We start from the raw sequence: 883 nt of genomic DNA, 5'->3' as shown, positions 1-883 counted from the left end.
CTCCCAGACCCCGCGGACCACCTGGAGGGTGACGTCCGCGCCGTCCCAGCGGCCGTACGGGACGAGCACGCAGCCACGCTGGCGGGCGCGGGCGGCCAACCGGCCGGCTACCGAGGCGGAGACGGTCTGCGGCACGGCGGTGACCACCACGTCGACCCCGTCGATCAGCGCGGCGACCACGGTGGGCCACTCGGGGCCCGGGTCCGGGACCAGGGCGAGCCGGTCCAGGGCGATGCCCAGCTCGGCGGCGGCGCCCACGCCGAAGGTCGGCACCCCGACCACCGCGCACCAGGAACCTGCGCGGGACGCCTCGGCGAGCAGCGCCAGAACCAGCGAGGTGCCACCGCTGCGGCGGGGCCGGCCGGCGGAGACCGCGATCGTGCTGCCCCGACGCAGCCCTCGGTGGGGCAGCAGGCCGGTCAGCTCGGGCGCCACCGGGAGCGTACGGTGGCCGCCGGCCGGGTCCGGCGCGCTCGCCGGGCGGACCAGAGCGGCCAGTGCGGCGGAGCCGACCACCATGCGGCCCGCCATGGGATCAGCCCCCCGTCGTCGTGCTGTGCCGGATCAGGTCATGCGGTGGATGCGGAGCCGGGGTGTGCCCGGCTCGCACCCGGATGTCGGGCCCGGTCAGGCCGCGCGGCCGTCGAGGGTGGGTTGGTGGGCCAAGCCGAGCGCGGTCTCCACCACCGCCACGAACTGCTCGGCGGCCCGAATCAGGTCGTCGGCCTCCCGGGCGCTCACCACCCGGGGTATCCCGGCCTCGGCGGCGGCCCGCCTGCCGGCGCTGGCGGCGAAGTAGGCGGCCCACTCGTCGAGCTCGGGGGCGACCGTGGCGAGCAGCACCCAGACGCTGGTGATCCGGTGGCGTCGGGTGGGGGTGGGG

At 77.6% G+C, this 883-nt stretch carries 2 protein-coding genes; both read right to left on the bottom strand.

Translation table 11 applies throughout. The features are described from left to right. Positions 1-531, bottom strand: a 531-nt coding sequence (locus tag E1193_RS31480) for a hypothetical protein (RefSeq protein ID WP_132186749.1), incomplete at its 3' end; no start/stop codon positions are given. Between the two features lie 96 nt (positions 532-627). Continuing rightward, positions 628-883 (bottom strand): SAV_6107 family HEPN domain-containing protein (locus E1193_RS31475; protein ID WP_243707990.1); only part of this gene is annotated, 256 nt, incomplete at its 5' end.

The sequence above is a fragment of the Micromonospora sp. KC606 genome (genome assembly GCF_004348675.1).
Classification (GTDB): domain Bacteria; phylum Actinomycetota; class Actinomycetes; order Mycobacteriales; family Micromonosporaceae; genus Micromonospora.
The sequence above is the reverse complement of the archived record's forward strand: the minus strand, read 5'-3'. Positions and strand labels throughout refer to the sequence as shown.